The 25,037-nt window shown below is 71.2% G+C and carries 21 protein-coding genes and 1 rRNA gene; 14 read left to right on the top strand and 8 right to left on the bottom strand.

Annotated elements, in window-relative coordinates; all coding sequences use genetic code 11:
- Nucleotides 1–314 precede the first annotated feature (314 nt).
- The 3 genes from CLV40_RS00110 (at nucleotide 315) to CLV40_RS00100 (ending at nucleotide 4,093) form a co-directional block, all read left to right on the top strand.
- Nucleotides 315–2,156: a DNA/RNA non-specific endonuclease gene (locus CLV40_RS00110; RefSeq protein ID WP_104475687.1), complete on the top strand. Its 1,842-nt coding sequence runs from the start codon at nucleotides 315–317 to the stop codon at nucleotides 2,154–2,156.
- A 144-nt stretch (nucleotides 2,157–2,300) separates the two neighbouring features.
- The gene (locus CLV40_RS00105) at nucleotides 2,301–3,095 is read left to right on the top strand and encodes a peptidase M10A (protein WP_104475685.1); all 795 of its coding nucleotides are present in this window, start codon (nucleotides 2,301–2,303) and stop codon (nucleotides 3,093–3,095) included.
- Between the two features lie 275 nt (nucleotides 3,096–3,370).
- On the top strand, nucleotides 3,371–4,093 hold the full coding sequence (locus CLV40_RS00100) for a peptidase M10A (RefSeq protein ID WP_245930881.1): 723 nt from the start codon (nucleotides 3,371–3,373) through the stop codon (nucleotides 4,091–4,093).
- On the opposite strand, the gene CLV40_RS00095 is transcribed toward CLV40_RS00100, so the two are convergent.
- The 5 genes from CLV40_RS00095 to CLV40_RS00075 all read right to left on the bottom strand — a co-directional run bounded on the left by CLV40_RS00095 (nucleotide 4,071) and on the right by CLV40_RS00075 (nucleotide 7,856).
- Complete coding sequence (locus CLV40_RS00095; protein WP_245930879.1) at nucleotides 4,071–4,466, bottom strand: pyridoxamine 5'-phosphate oxidase family protein; 396 nt, start codon at nucleotides 4,464–4,466, stop codon at nucleotides 4,071–4,073. The two genes, CLV40_RS00100 and CLV40_RS00095, sit on opposite strands and share 23 nt — an antisense overlap.
- 69 nt (nucleotides 4,467–4,535) lie before the next feature.
- Nucleotides 4,536–5,474: a sporulation protein gene (locus CLV40_RS00090; RefSeq protein ID WP_104475681.1), complete on the bottom strand. Its 939-nt coding sequence runs from the start codon at nucleotides 5,472–5,474 to the stop codon at nucleotides 4,536–4,538.
- 87 nt (nucleotides 5,475–5,561) lie between these two features.
- On the bottom strand, nucleotides 5,562–5,939 hold the full coding sequence (locus tag CLV40_RS00085) for a RidA family protein (RefSeq protein ID WP_104475680.1): 378 nt from the start codon (nucleotides 5,937–5,939) through the stop codon (nucleotides 5,562–5,564).
- 205 nt (nucleotides 5,940–6,144) lie between these two features.
- On the bottom strand, nucleotides 6,145–6,909 hold the full coding sequence (locus tag CLV40_RS00080; RefSeq protein ID WP_104475678.1) for an IclR family transcriptional regulator: 765 nt from the start codon (nucleotides 6,907–6,909) through the stop codon (nucleotides 6,145–6,147).
- Nucleotides 6,906–7,856, bottom strand: coding sequence for a sugar kinase (locus tag CLV40_RS00075; RefSeq protein ID WP_104476675.1), 951 nt, complete (start codon nucleotides 7,854–7,856; stop codon nucleotides 6,906–6,908). Before CLV40_RS00075 ends, CLV40_RS00080 begins: the two co-directional genes overlap by 4 nt.
- A 204-nt stretch (nucleotides 7,857–8,060) precedes the next feature.
- Between CLV40_RS00075 and CLV40_RS00070 the strand changes: the two genes are divergently transcribed.
- From CLV40_RS00070 to CLV40_RS00055, 4 genes are all read left to right on the top strand, one after another.
- Nucleotides 8,061–9,362, top strand: a complete 1,302-nt coding sequence (locus CLV40_RS00070) for an alanine racemase (RefSeq protein ID WP_104475676.1) — start codon at nucleotides 8,061–8,063, stop codon at nucleotides 9,360–9,362.
- A 1-nt stretch (nucleotide 9,363) separates the two neighbouring features.
- Complete coding sequence (locus tag CLV40_RS00065; RefSeq protein ID WP_104475674.1) at nucleotides 9,364–10,965, top strand: N-acyl-D-amino-acid deacylase family protein; 1,602 nt, start codon at nucleotides 9,364–9,366, stop codon at nucleotides 10,963–10,965.
- Nucleotides 10,966–11,046: 81 nt separating this feature from the next.
- A complete protein-coding gene (locus tag CLV40_RS00060; protein ID WP_181043233.1) occupies nucleotides 11,047–12,051 on the top strand; it encodes a lactonase family protein in 1,005 nt (334 codons plus the stop codon).
- 109 nt (nucleotides 12,052–12,160) lie between these two features.
- Nucleotides 12,161–13,681, top strand: coding sequence for a beta-N-acetylhexosaminidase (locus CLV40_RS00055; RefSeq protein ID WP_104475670.1), 1,521 nt, complete (start codon nucleotides 12,161–12,163; stop codon nucleotides 13,679–13,681).
- Between the two features lie 122 nt (nucleotides 13,682–13,803).
- On the opposite strand, the gene CLV40_RS00050 is transcribed toward CLV40_RS00055, so the two are convergent.
- Nucleotides 13,804–14,568 (bottom strand): GntR family transcriptional regulator, encoded by a 765-nt coding sequence (locus CLV40_RS00050; RefSeq protein WP_104475668.1) that lies wholly within the window; start codon nucleotides 14,566–14,568, stop codon nucleotides 13,804–13,806.
- A gap of 204 nt (nucleotides 14,569–14,772) precedes the next feature.
- Here CLV40_RS00050 and CLV40_RS00045 point away from each other — a divergent pair, with 204 nt between their 5' ends.
- The 3 genes from CLV40_RS00045 to CLV40_RS00035 are packed head-to-tail and all read left to right on the top strand — an operon-like array spanning nucleotide 14,773 to nucleotide 17,880.
- Entirely contained in the window at nucleotides 14,773–16,053 is a 1,281-nt protein-coding gene (locus CLV40_RS00045) for a sugar ABC transporter substrate-binding protein (RefSeq protein ID WP_104475666.1), read from the top strand.
- Nucleotides 16,054–16,064: 11 nt separating this feature from the next.
- The gene (locus tag CLV40_RS00040; RefSeq protein WP_104475664.1) at nucleotides 16,065–17,042 is read left to right on the top strand and encodes a carbohydrate ABC transporter permease; all 978 of its coding nucleotides are present in this window, start codon (nucleotides 16,065–16,067) and stop codon (nucleotides 17,040–17,042) included.
- A 7-nt stretch (nucleotides 17,043–17,049) separates the two neighbouring features.
- Nucleotides 17,050–17,880: a carbohydrate ABC transporter permease gene (locus tag CLV40_RS00035; protein WP_374066496.1), complete on the top strand. Its 831-nt coding sequence runs from the start codon at nucleotides 17,050–17,052 to the stop codon at nucleotides 17,878–17,880.
- 260 nt (nucleotides 17,881–18,140) lie between these two features.
- Here the strand turns inward: CLV40_RS00035 and CLV40_RS00030 are convergent, their stop codons facing one another.
- Complete coding sequence (locus CLV40_RS00030; protein ID WP_104475660.1) at nucleotides 18,141–19,691, bottom strand: beta-N-acetylhexosaminidase; 1,551 nt, start codon at nucleotides 19,689–19,691, stop codon at nucleotides 18,141–18,143.
- Nucleotides 19,692–20,352: 661 nt separating this feature from the next.
- Between CLV40_RS00030 and CLV40_RS00025 the strand changes: the two genes are divergently transcribed.
- From CLV40_RS00025 to CLV40_RS00010, 4 genes are all read left to right on the top strand, one after another.
- Nucleotides 20,353–21,990, top strand: coding sequence for a glycosyl hydrolase family 18 protein (locus CLV40_RS00025; RefSeq protein WP_104475658.1), 1,638 nt, complete (start codon nucleotides 20,353–20,355; stop codon nucleotides 21,988–21,990).
- Between the two features lie 192 nt (nucleotides 21,991–22,182).
- Nucleotides 22,183–23,127: a GNAT family N-acetyltransferase gene (locus CLV40_RS00020; RefSeq protein WP_219823863.1), complete on the top strand. Its 945-nt coding sequence runs from the start codon at nucleotides 22,183–22,185 to the stop codon at nucleotides 23,125–23,127.
- 189 nt (nucleotides 23,128–23,316) lie between these two features.
- Entirely contained in the window at nucleotides 23,317–23,724 is a 408-nt protein-coding gene (locus CLV40_RS00015) for a YciI family protein (RefSeq protein ID WP_104475656.1), read from the top strand.
- 2 nt (nucleotides 23,725–23,726) lie between these two features.
- On the top strand, nucleotides 23,727–24,869 hold the full coding sequence (locus CLV40_RS00010) for an RNA polymerase sigma factor (RefSeq protein ID WP_104475654.1): 1,143 nt from the start codon (nucleotides 23,727–23,729) through the stop codon (nucleotides 24,867–24,869).
- 76 nt (nucleotides 24,870–24,945) lie between these two features.
- On the opposite strand, the gene rrf is transcribed toward CLV40_RS00010, so the two are convergent.
- Nucleotides 24,946–25,037: ribosomal RNA gene (rrf, locus tag CLV40_RS00005) — 5S ribosomal RNA — on the bottom strand; the annotation flags it as partial.

The following is a 25,037-nucleotide window of genomic DNA, read 5'->3' as shown; positions in this document are numbered from 1 at the left end:
AGTCAGCAGCGTAGCGGTTCACCCGAAAGTTGACGTGACCGGTCCGTGTCCTGAGACCCTCCCGCGGGCGCTATCACGGGTGCCCCGGCCGGTCCGGGCGGCCGACTCATACCCCTTTCCGCCCACGCTCACGCGCTGTTCGCGTCCGCTGTACCTGCTGGTCACACCAGGTTCGCCCGTATGGTCTGTCTCTTTGGTCGCCCGATCGGGGAACCTTGCGAACTATCCGTGATCATCTCGGCCATCATCTGGGCCGTGATCACACTTCCGATTTCTTTTCATCTCCCACGTTCGATACAAGACGAAGGACTGTCATGGCGGAAGCCCCTCCCGAACCCACCCCCGAGCTGTTCGCCGCGCTGCGCGAGTTCATCCGCGCCCGGGGTTCCGGATATCTCCAGGACTCCAATGTCACGTCCATAGGCGTCGGCCACCGGGTGCGCGGGGGCAGGCGCACCGACGAGGTGGCCATCCAGTTCACCGTCGGCACCAAGGCGGCGCCGGAGGCACTGGGCGAGCTGGGCACCGAACCGCTGCCCGCGAGCATCACCGTGGCGGGCGTCGAGGTGCTGACAGACGTGCTGGAGCGCTCCTACCGGCCGTCGTTCCGGGTGGTCGGCGAGGCGGCGGCGAACGAGCGCAAGTCGCGGGTCGACCCGGTGCGGCCGGGTGTGAGCATCGGGCACCCGAAGATCACCTGCGGGACGGTCGGGGCGGTGGTCTACGACCGGCAGGACGGGACGCCCTACGTGCTGAGCAACTGGCACGTGCTGAACGGGCCCGACGGCGAGGTCGGGGACGTCGTCGTGCAGCCGGGTCGGCACGACGACAACCGGGTCGACCGCAACCACGTCGGCACCCTGGTGCGGTCGTACCTGGGGATCGCCGGGGACGCGGCGCTGGCGACCGTGACCGGCCGCGGGCTCGACGCGTCGGTCATCGAGCTGGACGTGGCGCCTGCGGAGCTCGGCGAGCCGGAGCTGGGCGACAAAGTGGTCAAGAGCGGCCGCACGACCGGGGTGACGCACGGCGTCGTGCGGCGCGTGGACACCATCGTGAAGCTCGACTACGGCACCGCGGCCGGTGTCGTCGAGGTCGGCTGCTTCGAGATCGGCGTCGACCCGCACCGCAAGCCCCGGGGCGGGGAGATCAGCGAGGGCGGCGACTCGGGCGCGGCGTGGCTGTTCAAGGCGGCGAACGGGCGGCCCGCGAAGGTGCTGGCGGGGCTGCACTTCGCGGGCGAGGGCACCGGGGACCCGGACGAGCACGCGCTGGCGTGCCTGCCGCGGTCGGTGTTCGACAAGCTCGACATCACGCTGCTGCGACCGGAGACCGCGCCGGAGCCCACCGCGGGCTACGACGACGACTTCCTCGGGGTCGCGCTGCCCGTGCCGGAGTTGGACCCGTCGGTGCGCGGCGACGCGTGCCTGCTCGACGGCTCGTCGCGGATCGACTACACGCACTTCTCGCTGGCGCTGAGCACACCGCGCAAGTTCGCGTTCTGGGTCGCGTGGAACATCGACGGCGGCGGCCTGCGGAAGCTGAACCGCAGCGGGATCCCGTTCGTGAAGGACCCGCGGCTGCCCGCGACCGCGCAGGCCGGGGACGAGGTGTACCAGGGCAACCGGCTCGACCGCGGCCACCTGGCGCGGCGCGCGGACCTGCTGTGGGGGACGCCGGAGGAGGCGGCGAAGGCGAACCGGGACTCCTTCTTCTTCACCAACATCACCCCGCAGATGGACGACTTCAACCAGAGCGCCCGGTCCGGGCTGTGGGGTCGGCTGGAGGATGCGCTGTTCGCCGACGTCGAGGTGGACGACCTGCGGGTCAGCGTGTTCGGCGGGCCGCTGTTCGCCGCCGACGACCGGCTCTACCGGGGCGTGCGGCTGCCCCGCGAGTTCTGGAAGGTCATCGCTTCCGTGCAGGACGGCGCGCTGAACGCGAGCGCCTTCCTGCTGACGCAGAACCTCAACCAGTTGGAAAGCCTCGAGTTCGCCGAGTTCCGGGTTTTCCAGGTGCCGATCACGGAATTGGGGTCGCGCGCCTCTTTACAATTCCCGGCCGCGCTGGTATCCGCCGACACCGCGCCGGACCGCCCGGAATCCGCAGGTCAGCGCGAACCACTGGCGGACTTGTCGGAGATCACTTGGAATTGAGCTAAAGCCGGCCCGGGGCTGTCGAAATGGCCCCGGGCCTTACCCCGGCGGGCCGCACCCGAAACACACCCGTGCGCATACCCGGTGCGCTCCCCCCGAACTCGAAGCTTGTGCCAACAAGCCGAAAGTCGAAGGGGAACACCAATGCGCCGCAGCCGGATCACCGCCCTCGCCGCTTCTGTTCTCGCGGTGTCCGCCGTGGTCGCCGCCGCCGCGCCCGGGGCCGTGTCGGCCGCGCCGGAGAAGCTGTACCTGGTCTCCGAGGCGTTCACCTTCGACAACGGCGGCGTCGAGGTCGGTGTCCACGGTGACGCGAACACCGTCTCCGCCGCCAAGACCGCCGACACGGCGTGCACCGACGGCACCTACGCGCTGAAGTCCTGGAAGGTCGGCACGCTGACCTGGCTGTACAACGGCGCGGGCGTCCCGGCCGGCATCTCCTCGACGGCCCTGTCGACCATCACCGCGTCGACCAACTCCGTGGCGAGCGCGCAGAACCGCTGCGGCCTGGCCCCGCTGACCGGCTCGACCTACAAGTACGGCGGCACCACCACCCTCAAGCCCCAGGTCAACTCGAACGGCACCTGCGGCGGCAACGACGGCAAGTCCGTCACCGGCTGGGGCGCCCTCCCGGCGAAGGTGCTGGCCTACACCTGCACCTACTACAACGCCCGCGGCGTCGTGGTCTCCTCCGACACCCTGATCGACAACGTCGCCTACACCTGGTTCACCACCCTCCCGGCGAACTGCTCCGGCGCCAAGTACGACCTGCAGACCACCCTCACCCACGAGCGCCTGCACACCGCGGGCCTGGGCCACGTCGACCAGGTCAAGAACGCCGCGCAGACCATGACCCCGGCCAGCGCGCCGTGCGACACCTCCCGCCGACTGCTCGGCGCGGGCGACTACGCGGGGCTCAAGGCGCTCGCCACCCGCTAAGACTCTCCACCTCCCCACCGCGGCCCCCGGTCATCCTCAGACCGGGGGCCGCACCACGTCCGAGGCCCGCACCGGTCCCAACCGCCGGACTGCCGCCGGAACCTTTCACCCGCTCGGTTGCACGCTGCACCCAAGTCGCAACCGGGAGCGCTCCCAAACCGGGTAAGAGATAGGTGGGAAATCTCCCAACCAAGACTGGTTCGAGCCGAGAGGGACACGTCATGCGTCGGGGTTCGTTTGGGGTTTTGGCTGGTGTTTTGGTTGCCACGGCGTTCGTGGCGGGGGTACCGGGGTCTGAGGGGACCGCGCCGGAGGAAGAACTCCACGTCGTCGGGGAGGCCATCTACGCGGCCGACGTCGATGACGCTCAGTACGCGGGAGCGACGGTGCCGCGCGACGACACCTCGTGCAGCGACAGCAGCTACGCGCTCAAGACCTGGAAGGTCGCGGGAACGTTGAACTGGCTCTACAACGGCGACGGCGTGCCGCCCGCGGTGGCGAGCACCGCGCTCGGGGCCATCACCGCGTCCGGGGACACCGTGGCCAAGGGCGCGAACCGGTGCGGGCTGCCCGCCAGCTTCACCACCGTCTACAAGTACGCGGGCACCACCACGGCCAAGCCGCAGGTGGCCAGCGACCTGACCTGCACCGGCAACGACAACAAGTCCGTCACCGGCTGGGGTTCGCTGCCGCCCAAGGTGCTGGCCTACACCTGCACCTACTTCAACTCCAAGGGCGTCGTCATCGCCACGGACCTGCTGATCGACAACGTGGCCTACACGTGGTTCACCACCAAGCCCGCCACGTGCAGCGGCCAGCTCTACGACCTGGAGACCACGATGACGCACGAGCGGCTGCACACCGCCGGTCTCGCGCACGTCGACCAGACCCGCAACGCCGCGCAGACCATGACCCCGGCCAGCGCGCCGTGCGACACCTCCCGCCGACTGCTCGGCGCGGGTGACTACGCGGGGCTCAAGGCCGCGGGGACCCAGTAGCCGGTTTGACCGTCCCGAGGAAGCGGTCGACGGAGATCTCGATGACCACCCGCTCCGGGTTCGCGCGCGGGGGCCGGTACCGCTCGGTGTAGCGGCGCTCGGCGTCCGCGACGCGCGCGGGGTCGTCGGACACCACGGCGGGGCCCTCGAGCGACGTCCACCTGCGACCGTCCACCTGGCACACCACGGCGCGGCTCCCGGCGGCGACGTTGCGGGCCTTGCGGGAATCCCGTGACGTGATCACGCGGGCGACCCGGGTGACCGGGTCGTAGGTGACGCCGACGGGGACCACGTGCGGCGTGCCGTCCGGCCGCAGGGTCGTGAGGGTCGCCAGGTGGCGCTCGGCGAAGAACAGTTCCAACTCGTCCGACACGGGCGTGAACGCTACCCGCCCCGTCGGTCCCGACCGGATGCCGGGACCGACGGGGCGGGTAGCCGGACGTCAGTCGTCGTCGCCGCCGAAGAAGTCGCCGATGCCCTCGAAGACCTCGCCGAGCACCATGCCGCCGACGATGCCCGCCGCGGCACCGGCGACCACGCCGCCGACACCCGGGCCCTCGTGACCGCCGTGGCCACCGTGCCCGCCGTGGAACCCGTGGCCGTGGCCCGGGTTGTGGCGGGTGCTCGACACCTGGTGCAGCCACTGCTCGATCCGGCCGCGCCAGTCGGTGCGCTCCGCGTCGTGGTGGCTGACGTGGAAGCGGCCGTACGCGTCGCCGCCCTGGCGGAACAGACCGGAGCGGCGGTCGGCCTCCAGCACCACGGCCAGCCCGTGCGGGTCGGTGACGAAGGTCAGCTCGACCTGGCTTAACCCGCCCGCCAGGTGCGGCGGCGGGTAGAACTCGATCTCCTGGAAGAACGGCAGCTGCTGGTGCACGCCGTGGATGCGGCCCGCCTCCAGGTCCGCGGACTTGAACCGGAAACCGAGGTCGCCGAACGCGGCGAGCACCGCGGCCTGCGACCCCAGCGGCACCACGTGCACCGGGTCCTGGTCGCCCTTGTCCACGGCCTTGGCGACCGCCAGCTCGGTGCGCAGCCCCAGCGCCATGCCGTGCAGGTGGCTGCCGAACACCTCGGTCACCGGGGTCTCCCACGGCACCGGGAGCTGGAACGGGATGCTGTGGTGCGCGCCTGCGGGCAGCGCGAACCGGCCCGCGACGACCGCCCGGTCGAACTCGACCGGAGCGGAGCTGTCGTCGCTGCGCTCCACCCGGGTGACCAGTGACAGCGCCACGTAGTCGATGTCCGCGTGCGCCTCGCCGCCGGTCAGGCGGACCTCACCGGTCAGCACGCCGCCCGGGTGCACGCGGGAGTCGGTGAGCACCGTGTCGACGGACGGACCGCCGACCCCCAGCGCCCGCAGCATCTTCTTGAAGACCATCCCTCAGCCCCTTCTCACCCGCGCCCTCGGCGCGGATCTTCCACTGTGGAACTCCGCCCCATCGGACGCCCAAGGGCGGCTTTGGGTTCAGTCAAGCACGGCCAGCGCGTCGATCTCCACCAACAGACCGGGTGGTAGTCCGACGTAAACCGTGGTCCGGGCGGGCTTGGGCTCGCTGAGGAACTCGGCGTACGCCTCGTTCATCTCGGCGAAGTGCGCGACGTCGGTCAGGTAGACCCGGTACATGACCACGTCGGCCTCGGTCGCGCCCGCCTCGGCCAGCACAGCGGAGACGTTGGCCAGCACCTGGCGGGTCTGCTCGGCGACGGTGGTGCCGATGACCTCACCCGTCTCGGGGTGGAACGCCACCTGACCGGCGACCTGGACGATGTTGCCCTTGCGCACCCCGGGCGACAGCGGCACCGCGGGCGGCTTCCCGGCGGGTGTCAACGCGGTCCTAGGCATGTTCTTCCCTCTCTCCAACCGACCCCGACCACCGGCGTCGTGAGTTGTCCACAGGCCCCAAGATCAGGACCCAGGTCTTGTCGCGCCCCTCCGGTAGCATGGAAACCGGGGGCAGGTCTACATCAACACAGCCCAACCTATGGGCCGCCGCGCTCGACGGACAGCGCGAGCATTCGACTGTTGATCGAGGGGTTGCTGGTTCGAGTCAGCGTTCCCCCGCGCGCACGTCCGGAGTCCAGCCGCAGGCGATCGACGCCTTGTCCGCGGCCAGCTTCAGGTCCGGGATCAACGCCATCAGGCCCTCCAGGTCGAGCAGGATCTTCGGCACCGACACCGACACCGCCGCCAGGACCTCCCCGCGCTGCCCCCGCACCGGCGCGGCCACGCAGTGGATGAAGTCCTCGTGCTCGGAGTTGTCCAGCGCGTACCCGCGCGCCTCGACCCGCTCCAGCTCGGCCAGGTACTCCTCCGCCGACGTGATCGTGTTCGCCGTCATCGGCGTGTACGTGATCCCCTCGGCGACCTCCGCCCGCCGGGCGGGCGGGAAGCTGGCCACCAGCACCTTCGCCACCGCCGTGCAGTGCAGCGCGGCGCGCTTGCCGACGCGGGAGTACATGCGGACGTGGTGGCGGCTCTCGTACTTGTCGATGTACACCACCTCCCCGCCCTCGTAGCTGGCCAGGTGCACGGTGTGCCCGGTCAGCTCGTTGAGCTCCCGCAGCGCCGGTTCCGCCGCCTTGCGCACGTCGCGGTCGTCCAGCGCGCGGTTGGCCAGGTCGAACAGGGCCGTCCCCAGCCGGTAGTGGCGCGCGTCGTCGCGCTGCACGAACCGGTGCGACTCCAACGTGCGCAGCAGCCGCAGCACCGTCGTCTTGTGCACACCGGCCGAGACGGCCAACTGGTCCAACGTGCGCGGCCCACCGGCCAGCGCGTCCAGCACGGTCAACGCGCGGTCGAGGCTCTGACTCACCGCGTCACCCCCTGTGCGGTCAGCTTCACCGACGACCACTCCCCCGGATCCGCGTCGAGCAACGCGGACGCGACCTCGACGGGCAGCGGTTCGGCCACGTCGTGGTGGGTGCACAGCACGGTCGCGGCGCGCAGGTGCCCTTCCCGGAGCCGCCGCGACGGCGCGGCGCCCGCCAGCGTCGCGGCCAGGAACCCGGCGGCGAACGCGTCCCCCGCGCCGACCGGCTCCACGACCTCCACCCGCAGCGCGGGTTCGAACACCGGCTCGGCGCCGAGTTCGAGCAGCGTGGCCCCGTCGGCGCCCTGCTTCACCACCACGGTCGACGGTTCCGGCAGCAGTTCCCGGATCCCGGCGGGGGTACCGACCCCCCAGACGGTCTCGGCCTCGTCGGCGCCGACGAGCACGATGTCCGCGCGCCGGGCCAGGTCGCGCAGCACGCCTCGGTCCTGCTCGGCCCACAGCGCCGGGCGCCAGTTCAGGTCGAAGGACACCGCGAACCCGTCGCGCGGCAGGTCGAGCAGCGCCCACAGCAGCGCGCGGCACGACTCCGACAGACCGGCCGTGATGCCGCTGACGTGCACGACGCGCACACCGGTGAGGTCGACCCGGTCGAGCACGTCCGGTCCCATCGCCGACGCCGCCGACCCGCGCCGGTAGTAGCGGACCGGGCTCCCGGCCGCGTCGCTCTCCTTGATGTAGAGGCCCGTCGGCCGAACCGCGTCGAACCGCACCCCCGACACGTCGACCCCGGCGCCCGCGACGGCGGCGACCACCGCGTGGCCGAACGGGTCGTCGCCGAGCGCGCTCACCCACGCCGACGGCACCCCGAGCCGGGCCAGCGTGCAGGCCACGTTCGACTCGGCGCCGCCGACCGTGCGGGTCCACGTCGTGACCTCGTGCGCGGGACCGGGTTCGCCCGGCACGAACAGCACCATCGACTCGCCCATGCAGAGCACCTCGCTGCCCAGCACCCCGGTACCGAGCACCGCAGTGCCCTTGGAGCCCGCGTCCACCCGCACCCACCCTTCGGCAACCGGTGAAATTGACCGGCACCCGCGGAATGCTACACACTGTGTATCACATAGCGCACTTGCCGTTGCGCGACACGCAACAGTCGGGATGGCGAGCAGGCACCGAGAAGGGGGTCACCCGTGTCGGACCGGGCGAGCATCGACCGCGACGCCGTGGCCCGCCTGGCCGGGGAGACGCTCGACTGGCGGTTCAAATCGGTGCCGCACCGGCTGTTCGGCCGGACCGTCGCCGACGCCGTGGCCGCCCGCCCCGGCCTGTTCCGCGACGGGTTCACCGGCCCGATCGTGGCCCTGGACAACGCCGCCGTCGAGCACAACCTGGCCACCATGGCCGCGTGGTCCGCCGAGCGCGGCCTGCTGCTCGCCCCGCACGGCAAGACGACCATGGCCCCCGCGCTGTTCGCCCGGCAGATCGACCACGGCGCGTGGGCGATCACCGCCGCCACCATCGGCCAGCTGCGCGTCTACCGGGCGTTCGGGGTGAGCCGGGTGCTCTTCGGCAACGAGCTGCTCGACCCGGACGGCCTCGCCTGGCTGGCCGCCGAACTGGCCGCCGACCCCGGCTTCGAGTTCGCCTGCTGGGTCGACTCGACGCGCGGCGCCGAGCTGATGACCGAGCACCTGACCGCCGCGGGCGCGACCCGTCCCGTCGACGTGCTCGTCGAGGTCGGCGTGCCCGGCGGGCGGACCGGGGTCCGGGAGGACGCGACCGCGCGCGCCGTGGCCGACGCCGTGGTGGCGAGCCCGGTGCTGCGCCTGGTCGGCGTCGGCGGCTACGAGGGTCCGGCGGGCCACGACTCCAGCGCCGAGTCCCTGCGCGCCGTGGACACCTTCCTCGACCGGGTGCGCGCGACGACGGTCATGCTGCGCGAGCGGTTCGAGACCGACGACGTGATCGTCACCGCCGGTGGCAGCGCCTTCTTCGACCGCGTCGCCGACGCGCTGACCGCGCCGTGGCCGGATGGTCTCCAGGTGTTGCCGGTGCTGCGCAGCGGCGCCTACATCACCCACGACGACGGCTTCTACCGCGGCATCTCCCCGCTCGGCGAGCGGTCCCGACTGGGTTCCGTCCCGCCGCTGCGATCCGCGCTGCGCGCGTGGGCGCAGGTGACGTCGTGCCCCGAGCCCGGTCTGGCGCTGCTGGCCGTGGGCAAGCGGGACGTGCCGTACGACATCGATCTCCCCGAGCCGCAGCTGCTGCGCACCGCCGGGGGGACGCGGTCGCTCAGCGGCGCGCGGATGACCGCGCTCAACGACCAGCACGGCTTCCTCGCCCTGGAGCCGGGTACGCGCGTCGAGGTGGGCGACTGGGTGGGCCTCGGCCTGTCGCACCCGTGCACGGTGTTCGACAAGTGGCAACTGTTGCCGCTCACCGGTACCGACGGGGAGACCGTGGTCGACCTTGTCCGTACCTTCTTCTGACATGACCGCACCCGACTTCCTCTTCCGCGGAGCCACCGTCGTCGACGGCACCGGCTCCCCCGGTTACCGGGCCGACGTCCGGGTCGCCGCCGGGCGCATCGCCGAGATCGACCCCGCGGGTGCCCTGACCGGTGCGTCGACGGTCGTGGACGCCGACGGTCTGGTGCTGGCGCCCGGGTTCATCGATATGCACTCGCACTCGGACCTGCGGCTGCTGGCCGAACCCGACCACCTGGCGAAGGTGTCGCAGGGTGTGACGCTGGAGGTGCTCGGCCAGGACGGCTTGTCGTACGCGCCGGTCGACGACCGCACGCTGGAGGTGCTGCGCGCGCAGCTCGCGGGCTGGAACGGCGATCCCGAGGGGTTCTCCTGGAACTGGCGGGAAGTGGGCTGCTACCTGGGCCGCCTCGACCTGGGCATCGCGGTGAACGCCGCCTACCTGGTGCCGCACGGCACCGTGCGGATGCTGGTGCTGGGCTGGGACGACCGCCCGGCCACGGCCGCGGAGGTCGAGCGGATGCGAGAGATCACCGCGCGGGGGCTGCGCGAGGGCGCCGTCGGCCTGTCCGCCGGGCTGACCTACGCGCCGGGCATGTACGCCGACAACGCCGAGCTGACCGCGCTGTGCGAGGTCGTCGCCGCGCACGACGGGTTCTTCAGCCCGCACCACCGCAGCTACGGCGCGGGCGCGCTGGCGGCGTACCGGGAGATGGTGGAGCTGAGCCTGCGCACCGGCTGCCCGCTGCACCTGGCCCACGCCACCATGAATTTCCCCGTGAACGAGGGCCGCGCGGTCGACCTGCTGGCGCTGCTCGACGACGCGATCGCGCGCGGCGCCGACATCACCCTCGACACGTACCCGTACCTCGCGGGCGCGACCTACCTCTCCGCGCTGCTGCCGAGCTGGGCCGCCGAGGGCGGCGCGGACGCGACCGTGGTCCGGTTGTCCGATGTGGACGGGCGGGCGCGGATCCGGGAGGCGTTGGAGGTCACCGGTTCCGACGGCTGCCACGGCGTGCCCGTGGACTGGGGCACCATCGAGATCAACGGCGTGCGCCGCGACGAGCACCGGCACCTGGTCGGCCGCACGGTCGCCGACTCGGCCGCCGCCGCGGGCGTGGCGCCGTTCGACCTGTTCGCCGACACGCTGGTGGCCGAGCGGCTGGGCACGTCGTGCCTGATGCACGTCGGCCACGAGGACAACGTGCGGGCGATCATGCGCCACCCCGCGCACACCGGCGGCAGCGACGGGCTGCTCGTCGGCGACCGCCCGCACCCGCGGGCCTGGGGCACCTTCCCCCGCTACCTCGGCCACTACGTCCGCGAGTTGGGCGTGCTCAGCGTCGAGGAGTGCGTGGCGCACCTGACCGGGCGCGCCGCGCGCAGGCTGCGGCTGACCGACCGGGGCCTGGTGCGCCCCGGCTACGCCGCGGACCTGGTCCTGTTCGACCCCACCACCATCAGCGACACCGCCACCTACGACCAACCCCGGCAGGCAGCGCGCGGAATCCCGCACGTGCTGGTCAACGGGGTGCCGGTGCTCTCGGACGGCGTCCCCACCGGGGCGCTGCCCGGCCACTCCATCCGACGGGCGGGCGCTTGAATGCCCACCGACGCGGTCGCGTTACCCGACCGGTCGGGGACCGCGGCGCCCAGCCCACCACGACCAGAGCAGGAGCGTGACGTGGTCCAACACAGCACCCTCTACATCGGCACCCTCAGCGGTCAGGGCCTCGGCTACGCCGGGGCGACCGACGACCGCCCCGGCGCGCCCGGCGTCCTCGGCGCCGTGCGCGAGCCGTCGGCGCTGGCGCTCTCGGCCGACCGCCGCACCCTGTACGCGACGTCGGAACTGGTGCCCACCGGCAAGGTGACCGCGATCGACGTCCGGGACCCGCTGGTCCCCCGGGTGCTGAGCACCCGCCCATCCGGCGGCGCGGGCCCGACGCACCTGGCGGTGCACGGCCGGTTCCTGGTGACCGCGCACTACACCGACGGCCGGGTCGCCACCCACCCGCTGGGCACCGACGGCCGCATCGGCGCGATGGCGAGCGTCGTGCGGCACGAGGGCGCGCAGCCGCACGCGCACCAGGTCATCCCCGACCCGACCGGGCAGTGGCTGCTGTCGGTCGACCTGGGGGCCGACGCCGTGTTCGTGCACAAGGTCGACCAGAACTCGGGTGCCATCAGCACCCACTCCAAGCTGACCACCACCCGGGGCACCGGCCCCCGGCACCTGGCGTTCCACCCGGACGGTCGGCGCGTGTTCCTGCTCGGCGAGCAGCGCGCCGTGCTCATCGAGGCGCGCTGGGACGCGACGGCGGGCACGCTCACCGCGGTGTCCGAGACGAGCGTGCTCGGCTCCGGCGCGCCGTCGCCGACCTACCCGGCCGAGGTGCTGGTCAGCCCGGACGGCCGGTTCGTCTACGCCACCACCCGGGGGGAAGACGCGGTCGCGGTGCTGGGGGTAGAGTCCGGCCAACCGAAATTGGTCCAGACCGCTTCGACCGGAGGCGCCTGGCCGAGGCACTGCGCGTTCGCCCGCGACGACCGTTGGCTGTACGTGGCGAACGAGCGGTCGAGCCTGGTCACCATGTTGCCGAGGGACCCGGCGACGGGCCGGCTGGGCACCCCCGAGAAGGCCGCCACCGTCCAGGGCGCCTGCTGGGTGACCGTGCTCGCCCCCTGATCGGGGGAACTTGTGCCGGTTCGGTCGCCGATCTACGATCTGCGGCATTGCGGGCAGTGAAACAGTGGTTGCACATGGCGCAACCAAAGGTGGAAGGGATTCCTGCGGGATGACCGGCTTCGAGACCCTGCTCCCCAGGCCCGTCGCCGCCCGCCCCGCGCCGGGCCGGTACGCGGTGGCCTCGGTCGCGGCGGTGCTCGACCCCGCCACCGTGGCACTGGACCCGGTCGCCGTGCCCGCTCCGGGGGGATACCGGCTTTCCATAGCGGAGAACGGTGTCACCGCCGTCGCGCACGACGCCGCTGGCGCCTTCCACGCCACGCAGACGCTGCGCCAGCTGCTGGGACCAGACGCGTTCCGCGCCGCCGACATCCACGTCGGCGCGTGGACGCTCCCCTGCGGGGAGGTCGAGGACCACCCCAGGTTCGGCTGGCGCGGCGTGCTGCTGGACGTGGCCCGGCACTTCATCCCCAAGGCCGGGGTGCTGCGCTTCCTCGACCTGATGGCCGCGCACAAGCTCAACGTGCTGCACTTCCACCTCACCGACGACCAGGGCTGGCGGCTCGAGGTCCCCGCCTTCCCGAAGCTCACCGAGGTGGGCGCCTGGCGGCACGGCTCGTGGGTCGGCCGCCAGGTGGACGGCGACGAGACCCACGACAACCGCCCGCACGGCGGCTACTACACCACCGCCGACCTGCGGGAGATCGTCGCGTACGCGCGCGCCCGGCAGATCACGGTGGTGCCCGAGGTCGACGTCCCCGGGCACAGCCAGGCCGCCATCGCCGCCTACCCCGAGCTCGGGGTCACCAAGGAGCCGGTGGCGGTCTGGCACGCCTGGGGCGAGAGCAGGTGCGTGCTCGACCCGGCGGAATCCACACTGGACTTCTACCGGACCGTGCTCGACCACGTCGTGGACGTCTTCGACGCCCCGTTCGTGTGCCTCGGCGGCGACGAGGTGCACGCCGACCAGTGGCACGAGTCGGTCGCGGTGAAGCAGCGCGCCGACGAACTCGGCCTGGACTCGGTGGCCGAGCTGCACGGCTGGTTCCTCCGTGAGCTGGCCGAACACCTCGCCGGGCACGGCCGCCGGGTGCTCGGTTGGGACGAGATCCTGGACGCGGGCGAGCTGCCCGACGGCGCGGCCGTCGCCTCCTGGCGGGGTGAGGCCGCAGGTGTGCGGGCGGCGCTCGCGGGGCACGATGTCGTCATGTGCCCGGAGACGAAGGTCTACCTCGACCACCGGCAGTCCGACCACCCGGACGAGCCGGTGCCCGTCGGGTACGTGCGCACCCTCGCCGACGTCCGGGCCTACGAGCCGATCCCGCCCGACCTGCCCGCGAGCGCCCACCACCGGGTGCTCGGCGCGCAGGCCAACCTGTGGTCGGAGCACTTCGACAATCCGCGCCGGGTCGATTACGCTGCCTTCCCCCGGCTCGCCGCCTTCGCCGAGGTGGTCTGGAGTCCACGGGCGGAGACCGACGAGCGGGTCCAGGCGGAGTTCCTGGCGCGGGTGGCCGACCACCACCTGCCCAGGCTCGACGCGCTGGGGGTCGAGTACCGCCCACCGGCGGGTCCCCGGCCATGGCAGCGCAGACCCGGCGTGCCGGGCCGCGCGATCCCGGGCCGGTGAACACCGGTTGGTCCCCACCGAGGAAGCGAGGCAGAACCGGTCCGACAACAAGTCCGACTGGCGCGCGGGGCGCTAGTCGAAAACATTCCGGCCCGACAGAGCCGCCGGGCCGGAAATCCTGCTCACGTGTCCAGCGATTGCGGCGACACGAGGGTCGCAACGAACTTGTAACGGTCGCCCCGGTAAACCGAGCGGACCCATTCCACGGGTCTGCCCTCGGTGTCGAAGGAATGCCGCGAGAGCAGGAGCATGAGCGCGCCAGCCTCGTTTCCGAGCAGCGCCGCCTCCGCCGGGGTGGCCAGCGCGGTCTCGATCGTCTCCTCGGCGTGCCCCAGCTCCACGCCGTAGTGCTCGTAGAGGACGCCGTAGAGCGAGCTGTCGCCCACGTACCGGTCCAGGCCGGGGAACCGGGGCAGCGGCAGCCGCGAGGTCTCGATCGCCATCGGCTCCCCGTCGGCCCGCCGGAGCCTGCGCAGGCGCAGCACGTCGTCGCCGGAGCGGATGCCCAGCAGCGCCGCCAGCTCCGGGTCCGCGGCCCCTATCCGGGCGTCGAGCAGGGAAGACGTCGGTCTGCGGCCGTGCGAGCGCATGTCCTCGGTGTAGGAGGACAGCTGCAACCGCTGGGTCAGCTTGCCCTCCCCCGCGAACGTGCCGCTGCCGTGCACCCGCGTCAGCCTGCCCTCCGCGGTCAGCTCCGCGAGGGCCTTGCGCACGGTCGTGCGGGACACGCCGAACTCGCTGGCCAGTGCCCGCTCACCGGGCAGCGACCCACCGGGGGACACCACCCGCAGCAGCTCCGCGAGCCGCTCCTTGAGTTCCCAGTGCTTCGGCGTTCGAGGCGATTTCTTACCGTTTTCCACGGCATCGCCGGGCAGGTTCTCACCCATGTTGTTCCTTGCTCGCCCATGCGTCGGCGACCCGCGTCGAGACGGACATCTGATGTCACGTTTAAGCATTTATCTTGACAAGCCCGAGAAGTACGGACCACTCTAATCGCAATGGTCTAAACCACTCAAGTCCTTCGCTCCACCCACGTCGGGCGGAGCAGCGTCCGGAAGGAATGCATCACTGTGAGAAGTTGGTCGAAGGCAATGGTCGGGGGGGTCGCGATCGCCCTCGCGGTCTCGGGCTGCGCCGGGTCGGGTGGCGACGCGGGCACCAACACGACCTCCGCCGCCCCGCCCGCGGGCCCCCGCACGCTGACCGTGTGGCTGATGAACGGCTCGGCGCCCAAGACGCTGGTCGAGGCCCTGCACAAGGAGTTCCAGGACTCCCACAAGGACGTCACCGTCAAGTTCGAAGAGCAGCAGTGGAACGGCATCCAGGACAAGCTGACCACCGCGCTGTCCGGTAACGACGCCCCGGACATCATCGAGGTCGGCAACACCCAGGCGCCGAAGTTCGCCAGCGAGGACGTGCTGGAGGACCTGACCGCCAGCGTCAACGACTTCAACGGCGCCAACTGGCTGACCAGCCTCAAGGACTCCGGCAACTGGGACGGCAAGCAGTACGGCATCCCGTTCTACGCCGCCAACCGCGAGGTGCTCTACCGCAAGGACATGTTCGAGGCGGCGGGCATCACCACCCCGCCCACCTCGCGCGCCGAGTGGCTCGAGGCCATCACCAAGCTGAAGGCCAAGTACGGCAGCGACCCGGACTTCCAGCCGCTGTACCTGCCGGGCCAGAACTGGTACGCCCTGCTCTCGTTCATCTACGACGAGGGTGGCGACATCGCCAAGAAGGACGGCACCAAGTTCACCGCCACGCTGGACTCCCCCGAGGCCAAGGCCGGTATCGAGTTCTACAAGCAGCTGCTTGAGGCCTCGGGCACCAAGGCCCCGAAGGACGCCGACGAGCAGACCCCCGAGCAGGCGGGCATCTACGGCGGCGGCAAGGTCGCGATGATGATCGGTCTGCCGTGGGAGGTCGCGACCGCGGCCAAGTCCGACCCGACCATCAAGGACAAGACCTCGGGCTTCCCGATCCCGTCGAAGACCGCGGGCCAGACCGCGCCGGTCTTCCAGGGTGGCTCCAACCTGGCGATCCCGGCCAAGGCCAAGAACAAGGACCTGGCCAAGGACTACCTGAAGCTGATCACCAGCGACAAGTACCAGGCGGACTTCGCCAAGGCGGGCATGATCCCGGGCACCTCCAAGGACGTCTCCGCGCTGCAGTCCGACCCGGTGAACGCCGCGATGGCGAAGGCGTCGACCAACGGCAAGGCCGTCCCGGCCACCCCGGGCTGGGCCACCATCGAGGCCGGTCAGAACCCCCTCAAGGACATGCTGACCGCGTACCTCACCGGTGCCAAGACCCTGGACGCGGCCACGGCTGACGCCAACAAGGCGCTGAACACCGCGTTCTCGGGCTAGATCGGGACACGATGACCTCATCCGTGGACACCGCGCGGTCGGCGGGGGCAACCCCGCCGGCCGCGCGGCCCGGTGCCCGGCGCCGGGCCCGTCGCCCATTGTCCGAAACGGCCGTGCCCTACCTGATGCTGCTGCCCGGCGTGGTCATCATGCTGGGGCTGCTGGCCTGGCCCGCCGTCCAGGTGCTGTTCATCAGCTTCCGCAAGCTCGACCTCGGCGAGCTGGTGCGCGGCAAGGTGACCTGGGTCGGCTTCGACAACTACACCAAGATCCTCTCGGACCCCGAGTTCTGGGAGATCACGCTCCGCACGGTGGTGTTCACCGCCACCGTCGTCGCCGCCACGCTGCTGCTGGGCCTGGGCATCGCGGTGCTGATGCGGCACCTGAGCGGCTGGGTGCGCATCGTGCTGCAGCTGTGCCTGGTGCTGGCCTGGGGTACCCCGATCATCGCGGCCACCACGGTCTTCCAGTGGATGTTCGACCAGGAGTACGGGATCCTCAACAAGACCCTGGTGCTGCTGGGCTTCGACTCCTTCAAGGGGCACTCCTGGTTCGCCAGCGGCGCGAGCACGCTGGCCGTGATCGGTCTGCTGGTGGTGTGGCAGGCGGTCCCGTTCATCGCCTTCACCCTCTACGCGGGTCTGATCAGCACCCCGCGCGACCTGTACGAGGCCGCCGCGATCGACGGCGCGTCCGGCTGGCAGGCCTTCCGCGCGGTCTCCTGGCCCTCGGTGCGCCCGATGCTGGCGCTGGTCACCTTCCTGTCGGTGCTGTGGGACTTCCGGGTCTTCACCCAGGTCTGGGCCATCCGCCAGGGCGGTCCCGACGGCGGCAGCACGACCCTGCCGGTGCTGGGCTACCTCCGGGGCATCGCGGGCAGCCACTTCGGTTCGGGTGCCGCGGTCGCGGTGCTGATGCTGATCGTCCTCGTCGCGGTCACCTGGCGGTACATGCGACTGCTGATCCGCTCACCCGAAACGGAGCTGTAGCGCCATGCTGTTCAAGTCACCCGCGCAGCGCGTGGGGCTCACCGTCTTCGGGCTGCTGGTGGCCGGGTTCTTCCTGTTCCCGGTCTACTGGATGTTCACCACGTCGCTGAAGACGCCCGCCCAGGTGCTCTCGCCCGCCTACGACCTGATCCCGTTGTCGGCGACGCTGAAGAACTTCAGCAACGCGATCAGCATCCCCAACTTCACGACCTTCCTCACCAACAGCCTGATCGTCACCCTCGGCGCGGTCGCGTTCACCCTGGCCGCCGGTCTGCTGGCCGCGGTGCCGCTCGCGCGGATGCGCTTCCGCGGCCGCAAGGGCTTCCTGCTGCTGGTGCTGGTCGCGCAGTTGGCACCGGCGGAGGCGCTGTTCATCCCGCTGTACCTGATCATGCGTGACGCCGACCTGCTCAACTCGCTGCTCGGCCTCGGCCTGATCTACGTCGCCTTCACGCTGCCGTTCACCGCGTGGACGCTGCGCGGCTTCGTCAAGGGCATCCCGATCGACCTGGAAGAAGCCGCGATGGTCGACGGCTGCGGCCGCTGGGGCGTGTTCCGCCGGGTCACGCTGCCGCTGCTGGGCCCCGGCCTGGTGGCCACCTCGGTGTTCAGCTTCATCACCGCGTGGAACGAGTTCCTCTACGCACTGGTGTTCCTGCGCGAGAAGGACAAGCAGACCCTCCCGGTCTGGCTGTCGTCGTTCCGCACCGCGTTCGGCACCGACTGGGGCGCCACCATGGCCGCCTCGATGATCTACGCGGTCCCCGCGCTGATCTTCTTCCTGCTCGTCCAGCGCAAGCTGGTCGCCGGGACCACCGCGGGCGCCGTGAAGGGCTGACGAGCGGGTGGCGACGTCACCAGGCTCGACGCCGCCACCCGCTCGTCTCCCGGTCGCCCACCACGCTCGTGGTGGGCGACCGGGAGACGAAGGCGAAGAGCCGGGCACCCGCAGGGGTGCCCGGCTCTTGTCGTTCGCGGGATGGCCCGCCGAGCGGGCTGTGGTGCGCGGTGAACCCGCGGCCGGGCGAAACGGGAATTCACCACTGTGCCGCCGCGCTCGCCGCCGGACCGCGGCGACACCGCGGTCCGGCGCTCAGGTCACGGCCAGTCGACCTTGGGCGAGCGGTAGAACCCGATCCCCCGGTGCGCCCAGCGCGGCGCCTGCTCGGCCAGCCGCGCCCGGAACGACTCCCAGTCGTGGGTGGACCGCGGCGACCAGCCGATCTCGGCGATCGCGGGCAGTCGGGGGAAGGCCATGTACTCGATGTGGTCGCTGTTCTCCAGCGTCTCCGACCACAGCGGCGCCTCGACCCCGAGCACCTTGGCCTCCGGCAGGCCGTCGACGAAGTCGGCCGGGTCCCAGTCGTACGCGGCGTCGACCTCGACGTAGCCCGCCCACTTCAGGCCCAGCGGCGAGTCCTCGTCGTACTTCATGTCGAGGTACGACTTGTTCGCGGGCGACATGATGATCTTGTCGACGCGGTCCAGGGCGGACCGGACCAGGGCGTCCGCGGTGTTGTCCGGCGCGGCGGGGTTGCCCCAGTACTGGCCCACCACGGACGTCGCGGACTCGACCTTGAGGAACTCGTGCCAGGCCACGACCTGCTTGCCGGTCGCCTGGGCGATGGGCAGCACGCGGTCGAAGAACCTGATGAAGTCCGCGTCCGGGGTCTGCAGCGCCTCGTCGCCGCCGAGGTGCAGGTACGGGCCGGGGGTCAGCTCCGCCACCTCGGTGAGGACGTCCTCGACGAACCGGTACGTGACGTCGCTGTCGATGTCGAGGCAGCTGAAGCCCACCTCGATGCCCGTGTACGGCTCGCGCGCCACGCCGTCGGGGTTCAGCTCCGGGTAGGCCGCGAGCGCCGCGTTGGTGTGCCCCGGCAGGTCGATCTCCGGCACGACCGTGATGTGCCGCGACGCCGCGTAGGAGACCAGGTCGCGGTACTGCGCCTTGGTGTAGGAGCCGCCCGGGCCGTCGCCGACCTCGGTGCCGCCGTGGGTGGTCAGCCGGGGCCAGCGCTCGATCTCGATCCGCCAGCCCTGGTCGTCGGTGAGGTGCAGGTGCAGGTGGTTGACCTTGTACAGCGCGATCTGGTCGATGTAGCGCTTGACCTGCTCCGGCGTGAAGAAGTGCCGGGTGACGTCGAGCATCGCGCCGCGGTAGGCGAACCGCGGGTAGTCCACGACGCGCCCGCCCTCGACCGGCCACGGCCCGGGCTGCGCGGTGGCGCTCTCGACCTCCGCGGGCAACAGCTGGCGCAGCGTCTGCACGCCCGCGAACAGCCCCGCCGCCGTGTTGGCCCGCAGGTCGACGCCCGCGGTGCCGACGTCCAGCCGGTAGCCCTCGGCGCCGAGTTCGGCGCCGACGTCCCCGAGTTCCAGGGAGATGCCCGCTGCCCCGCCACCGCGCACCACGGGTAGCGCGTACCCGGTCGACGGCCGCAGGACGCCCGCGAGGTACTCGCCGACCTCCTCGGCGCCGCCACCGACCCGGATGACCGCCTCAGCGGTGAGCTCGAAGTCGGCGCCGCGATCGGGTTCGACCGACACGGGGGCCGGGATCACCCTGGTCATGCGCGACTCCTCGGCACGGCGGGCAGGCGGGACGCGGGGCAACTGGACACACAATCCTCCGATGGTCGGCACCATAGGTATAGACCAGTAGTTGTTCAGACCACAAGGGTGGACGGGCGGCCCCTGGTCGCCCACAACGATCTCCGACGCCGCGCGACCCGGCCACCGGAGCACCCGGTGGCGTGGCGGGCGAGATAACCGTCCGTGGCGCGCTATCGCGCGTTTCGCCGAACCGGGGTTATCTTGTGCCCGGGATGGGCAGATTCTACCATCCTTGCGGTTGCCGCCAGTGAGACTTCTGTTGCGTGACACGCAATGCACGGGAAAGGACGGGACATGAGTTGAGCGCTCGCGTCGCTGCGCCACCCCGCGCGGCGACGGTCGACCCGACCGGCGGGACCACCCGGGTCGACGAACCGGCGGCACCGACTCACACCCCGCCACCCCGGGCGCGGTCGACCGCGACCCGGTCGCGATATTGGTCTACACCGATCCGGCCACCACGCGCGCGGATCCGCGTTTCCCACCCCGGTCCCGGGGCGGCGGCACGGATCGACGCGCCTGGGGCGTCCCGCGGATCGGCGGCCGCCGAACTGGCAACACCGCACCACGAATCGCGGTGTGGACTTGTTCGGCTACTCCGTTAGAGTGACACCTGTGGTCTAGACCTTGTCCCAAACAATTGGTCTGGACCACGGTAGACAGTGTTATCCCTGCTCCCCTTCGAGGTGAACAATTGTCCAGGTTCAGATGGCATCTGGTCGCGGCGGCGGTCGCCGCGACCGCTGTCACGATCGGCGTCGTGGCCGCACCCGCCAGTGGTGCGGCGTCCCCCACGGCCGAGTTCAAGAAGACCCAGGACTGGGGCTCCGGCTGGACCGGTCAGGTCACCGTCAAGAACGGTGGTTCGACCACGCTCTCCGGCTGGACCGTCGAGTTCGACCTGCCCTCGGGAACCAGCATCCCGTCGGCGTGGGAAGCCCAGATGACCAAGACGGGCGACCACTACAAGTTCGTGAACCTGTCCTGGAACGGCAACATCGCCGCGGGCGCCTCGGCGTCCTTCGGCTTCAACGGTTCCGGGTCGGGCTCGCCGACGGGCTGCAAGCTCAACGGCGCGGCGTGTGAGGGCGGCACCCCGCCCACCAGCACGACGACCACCACGACGACTTCGACTTCGACCACGAAGCCGACCAGCACCACCACCACGCCCACCAGCACGACGACGACCACCACGACCACCACTGGTCCGACCACTCCGCCCCCGCCCGGGTCGAAGCTCGTCGGTTACTTCATCCAGTGGGGCGTCTACGGTCGCAACTTCCACGTGAAGAACGTCGACACCAGCGGTTCCGCGGCGAAGCTGACGCACATCAACTACGCGTTCGGCAACGTCCAGAACGGCCAGTGCACCATCGGTGACTCCTACGCCGACTACGACAAGGCCTACACCGCCGCCGACAGCGTCGACGGCGTGGCCGACAACTGGGACCAGCCGCTGCGGGGCAACTTCAACCAGCTGCGCAAGCTGAAGAAGAAGTACCCGAACCTGAAGGTCCTCTGGTCCTTCGGTGGCTGGACCTGGTCCGGCGGCTTCGGCCAGGCGGCGAAGAACCCGGCCGCGTTCGCCGACTCCTGCTACAAGCTGGTCGAGGACCCCCGTTGGGCCGATGTGTTCGACGGCATCGACATCGACTGGGAGTACCCGAACGCCTGCGGTCTGACCTGCGACACCAGCGGTCCGGACTCGCTCAAGGCGGTCACCTCGGCGCTGCGCGCCAAGTTCGGCGCGGGCAACCTGATCTCCGCGGCCATCTCGGCCGACGGTGAGGACGGCGGCAAGCTCGACCTGGCCGACTACGCGGGCGCGGCCCAGTCCCTGGACTGGATCATGCCCATGACCTACGACTTCTTCGGCGCGTGGGACACCAAGGGCCCGACCAACCCGCACTCGCCGCTGACCTCGTACCCCGGTATCCCGAAGGACAAGTGGACCACCGAGGGCGCTGTCGCCAAGCTGAAGTCGAAGGGCGTCCCGACGAGCAAGATCCTGCTGGGCGTCGGCTTCTACGGCCGCGGCTGGACCGGCGTCACCCAGGCCACCCCCGGTGGCACGGCGACCGGTGCCGCCCCGGGCACCTACGAGGCCGGTTTCGAGGACTACAAGGTCCTCAAGACCCGCTGCCCCTCCACCGGCACCATCGGTGGCACCGCGTACGCGTTCTGCGGTGGCAACTGGTGGGGCTACGACACCCCGGCGACCATCGCGGGCAAGCGCAACTGGGCCAACTCGCAGGGTCTCGGCGGCACCTTCTTCTGGGAGCTGTCCGGTGACACCAGCAACGGCGAGCTGATCTCCGCGCTGCGCGGCTAGTCTCCGGCTGGGACGGGCCGGATGTGGGCGGCTGCTCGGGTCAACCCCGGGCAGCCGCTCAGCCCGTTACAGCCGCGTGTGGCCCGCCAGACCGCCCGCCGTCGTCCTTCGGCGGCGGGCGGCACGGGCATTCCTATTCGGACTTATCATCCGCACTGTCCACACACGACAGTGCGCACGCGGAGGTGCCACGTGGACGTGGACGACGGGGACGCGGGACTGGAACTGGTACACCTGCTGCGCCGGATCACCGGCAGACTCGACCTGATGGGCTCGGAGTTCGCCGCGGCCAACGGGCTGCACCCCACGGATTTGCGGGCGCTGGTGCACCTGCTCGACGCCCGCCGCGAGGAGATCCCGGCGACCCCGGGCTGGCTCAGCGGCAAGCTCGCGCTCAACTCGGCCTCGGTCACCGCACTGGTGGACCGGCTGGTCCGCGCGGGCTACGTCCGGCGGACCAGGGACAACCGGGACCGCAGACGGGTGCTGCTCACCGTCCAGGACGAGGCGGTCCGCCTCGGCTGGGCGTTCTTCGGCGGGATCACCCGCGACATGGTCTCGGCCATGCGCGAGTTCGACGGCGCGGAACTGGCCGTGGCCCGCCGCTTCCTGGAGCGGATGCACGACGTGGTCCGCGCCGACAAGCCGTCGGACCCGGTGGTGCGGTTGCTGCCGCTGGACGAGGCGACGACCGAGCGGCTGCTCACGGTCGCCGTGCACGAGGCCAGACCGGCGGACGTGATGCCGCCCGCGCGGGCCGAGTGGACGCCCGACACCTGGACCCCGGCGACGGAGAACGCCTTCCGGGAGTTCCACCGCTCGCACTTCCACGGTGCGAACGGGACCGTGATGTACGCGGTCGAGGCGGAGGGCAGCCTCACCGGGATGATCCGGATGGCCCGGATCTCCCCGGACGAGGCGGAGACGGGCATGTGGCTGGGCCGGTCGGCCCGGGGCAAGGGCATCGGCACGGCGGCGCTGCGCGCGCTGCTGGCCGAGGCCGCGGCGGCCGGGGTCCGCACGATCGTGGCGGACACCAGTACCGGCAACGCCGCGGCGCTGGGCGCGTTACGTACCTGCGGAGCGACACTGACCCACCATGGTGACGATGTTCGAGCAGAGCTGCCTATCGGCTAGCGGAACGGTTCCCCCCAACCCATAGCGAGCGTCGCCTCCCGCGGCGCTCGCTTCTTTGTGCCCTCTGAACAGGCAGGACGAGTTTTTCTCGAAAAGTTCGGGCGGCCGTGTCGAGAACCGCCCACCCGGCTCCGTCCCCGGGGTGCGAGCGGCCAGAATGGGGTCGCACCGGAGCGAGGAGTTCGTCAGATGGCCAAGTACCTGCTGCTCAAGCACTACCGCGGCGCCCCTGCGGCGGTCAACGACGTCCCCATGGACCAGTGGACGCCCGAGGAGGTCACCGCGCACATCAAGTACATGAACGACTTCGCCGACCGGCTGGAGGGCAGCGGCGAGTTCGTCGACGGCCGGGCGCTGGCCCCCGAGGGCACGTTCGTCCGCTACGACGGGGAGGGCCGCCCGCCGATCACCGACGGCCCGTTCGCCGAGACCAAGGACCTCATCGCGGGTTGGATGATCATCGACGTGGACAGCTACGAGCGCGCCGTCGAGCTGGCGGGCGAGCTCTCCGCCGCGCCGGGGGCGGGTGGTCGGCCGATCCACGAGTGGCTGGAGCTGCGCCCGCTGTACGGCGAGGCGCCGACGGTGACCGAGTAGCCGTGCGCGTGGAGGTGCTGCGGGAGCTGGTGCCCGCGGTGATCGGCGTCCTCGTCCGTCGCGGAGCGGGTTTCGCGGCGGCCGAGGACGCCGTGCAGGAGGCGGTGATCAAGGCACTGGAGACCTGGCCCGCCGATCCGCCGCGCGACCCCAAGGGGTGGCTGGTCACGGCGGCGTGGCACCGGTTCGTCGACGCCACCCGGGCGGACGCCGCGCGCCGCAGGCGGGAGGACCTGGTCGAGGACGAGCCCGCGGCCGGGGACGCCACCGACGTGGACGACACGCTCCAGCTGTACTTCCTGTGCGCGCACCCGTCGCTGACGCCGTCGTCCGCCGTCGCGCTCACCCTCCGCGCGGTGGGTGGCCTGACCACCCGCCAGATCGCCCAGGCGTACCTGGTGCCGGAGGCGACGATGGCGCAGCGGATCAGCCGCGCCAAGCGCACCGTCTCCGGCGTCCGGTTCGACCGGCCCGGTGACGTGGCGACCGTGCTGCGGGTGCTGTACCTGGTGTTCAACGAGGGCTACTCCGGTGACGTCGACCTGGCCGCCGAGGCCATCCGGCTCACCCGGCAGCTCGCCGCCGCCGTCGACCACCCGGAGGTGGCGGGGCTGCTGGCGCTGATGCTGCTGCACCACGCCCGGCGGGCGTCGCGGACCGCGGCGGACGGCAGCCTGGTCCCGCTGGCCGCGCAGGACCGCGGCCGGTGGGACACCCGGGCGGTCGCCGAGGGGGTGGCGGTCCTCCAGGCGGCGTTGGCGCGCGACCGGTTGGGCGAGTTCCAGGCGCAGGCGGCGATCGCGGCGCTGCACGCGGACGCGCTCGTCGCGGCGGAAACCGACTGGGTGCAGATCGTGGAGTGGTACGACGAGCTGATCCGGTTCACGGACAACCCGGTGGTGCGGCTCAACCGCGCGGTGGCCGTCGGGGAGGCGGACGGGGCCCGGGCGGGTCTGGCCGCGCTGGCGGCGTTGGACGACTCGCTCCCCCGGTACGCGGCGGTGGCGGCGCACCTGCGCGAGCGGGACGGTGATCTGGACGCGGCGGCCCGGTTGTACGCGGAGGCGGCGGCGAAGGCGCCGAACCTGGCGGAGCGCGACCACCTGACCCGGCAGGCCGCGCGCCTCAATTCGCGGAGCCGGTGATGTGCCTTTCCGCGTCGGAAGGCCTGGAAATGGCGATAGCCCCCTCACCGAAGTGAGGGGGCTATCGCGAAAATGAGTCCGGCGGCGTCCTACTCTCCCACACCCTCACGAGTGCAGTACCATCGGCGCTGGTGGGCTTAGCTTCCGGGTTCGGGATGGGACCGGGCG

This window comes from Actinokineospora auranticolor (assembly GCF_002934265.1).
Taxonomy (GTDB): domain Bacteria; phylum Actinomycetota; class Actinomycetes; order Mycobacteriales; family Pseudonocardiaceae; genus Actinokineospora; species Actinokineospora auranticolor.
This window is presented reverse-complemented; position numbering and strand designations above follow the sequence as displayed.

Bases quoted from the DNA above. Each gene is read 5' to 3' on its own strand.
- CLV40_RS00110 (WP_104475687.1), top strand. From the start codon at position 315: ATGGCGGAAGCCCCTCCCGAACCCACCCCCGAGCTGTTCGCCGCGCTG.
- CLV40_RS00105 (WP_104475685.1), top strand. From the start codon at position 2,301: ATGCGCCGCAGCCGGATCACCGCCCTCGCCGCTTCTGTTCTCGCGGTG.
- CLV40_RS00090 (WP_104475681.1), bottom strand. From the start codon at position 5,474: ATGGTCTTCAAGAAGATGCTGCGGGCGCTGGGGGTCGGCGGTCCGTCC.
- CLV40_RS00085 (WP_104475680.1), bottom strand. From the start codon at position 5,939: ATGCCTAGGACCGCGTTGACACCCGCCGGGAAGCCGCCCGCGGTGCCG.
- CLV40_RS00075 (WP_104476675.1), bottom strand. From the start codon at position 7,856: ATGGGCGAGTCGATGGTGCTGTTCGTGCCGGGCGAACCCGGTCCCGCG.
- CLV40_RS00065 (WP_104475674.1), top strand. From the start codon at position 9,364: ATGACCGCACCCGACTTCCTCTTCCGCGGAGCCACCGTCGTCGACGGC.
- CLV40_RS00055 (WP_104475670.1), top strand. From the start codon at position 12,161: ATGACCGGCTTCGAGACCCTGCTCCCCAGGCCCGTCGCCGCCCGCCCC.
- CLV40_RS00050 (WP_104475668.1), bottom strand. From the start codon at position 14,568: ATGGGTGAGAACCTGCCCGGCGATGCCGTGGAAAACGGTAAGAAATCG.
- CLV40_RS00045 (WP_104475666.1), top strand. From the start codon at position 14,773: ATGGTCGGGGGGGTCGCGATCGCCCTCGCGGTCTCGGGCTGCGCCGGG.
- CLV40_RS00040 (WP_104475664.1), top strand. From the start codon at position 16,065: ATGACCTCATCCGTGGACACCGCGCGGTCGGCGGGGGCAACCCCGCCG.
- CLV40_RS00030 (WP_104475660.1), bottom strand. From the start codon at position 19,691: ATGGTGCCGACCATCGGAGGATTGTGTGTCCAGTTGCCCCGCGTCCCG.
- CLV40_RS00015 (WP_104475656.1), top strand. From the start codon at position 23,317: ATGGCCAAGTACCTGCTGCTCAAGCACTACCGCGGCGCCCCTGCGGCG.